The organism is Streptomyces nanhaiensis, assembly GCF_046614825.1.
Classification (GTDB): Bacteria; Actinomycetota; Actinomycetes; order Streptomycetales; family Streptomycetaceae; genus Streptomyces; species Streptomyces radiopugnans.
Genome location: NZ_JBKJFM010000371.1, coordinates 1 through 815, shown reverse-complemented (window position 1 = coordinate 815; position 815 = coordinate 1). Strand labels below are relative to the sequence as shown.

The following is an 815-nucleotide window of genomic DNA, read 5'->3' as shown; positions in this document are numbered from 1 at the left end:
GCCTATGTGATCTTCACGTCGGGGTCCACCGGCGAACCCAAGGGCGTGGCCGTCTCCCACCGCGCCGCCATGAACACCATCACCGACCTCAACGACCGCTGCCACATCACCGCCGACGACCGCGTCCTGGCCCTGTCCGCCCTGGACTTCGACCTCTCCGTCTACGACACCTTCGGCCTGCTCACCGCCGGCGGCACCCTCATCCTCCCCCACCACGACCACCGCACCGACCCCGACCACTGGCACCACCTCACCCACACCCACCACCCCACCATCTGGAACACCGTCCCAGCCCTGCTGGACATGCTCCTGACCACCACCACCGACCACCGCCCCCTGCCCCACACCCTCCGCCTCGCCCTCGTCTCCGGCGACTGGATCCCCCTCGACCTCCACCCCCGCCTCACCCACCACCTCCCCCACTGCACCCTCATCGCCCTCGGCGGCGCCACCGAAGCCGGCATCTGGTCCAACCACCACCACATCACCACCGTCCCCCCGCACTGGACCTCCATCCCCTACGGCCGCCCCCTGCGCAACCAGCACTACCGCGTCGTCAACCACCACGGACACGACGCACCCGACTGGGTCCCCGGCGAACTCTGGATCGGCGGCCACAGCCTCGCCCTCGGCTACCACAACGACCCCCACACCACCGACCGCAAATTCCCCCGCACCCACAACACCCGCTGGTACCGCACCGGAGACCTCGGACGCTACTGGCCCGACGGCACCCTCGAATTCCTCGGCCGCACCGACCACCAAATCAAGATCAACGGCCACCGCATCGAACTCGGCGAAATCGAAACCGCCCT

The 815-nt window shown here is 68.8% G+C and carries 1 protein-coding gene; it reads left to right on the top strand.

Annotated elements, in window-relative coordinates; translation table 11 throughout:
• Nucleotides 1–6 precede the first annotated feature (6 nt).
• Nucleotides 7–815: AMP-binding protein (locus ACLIYP_RS30650; protein ID WP_412716329.1), on the top strand; the 809-nt coding region annotated here is incomplete at its 3' end.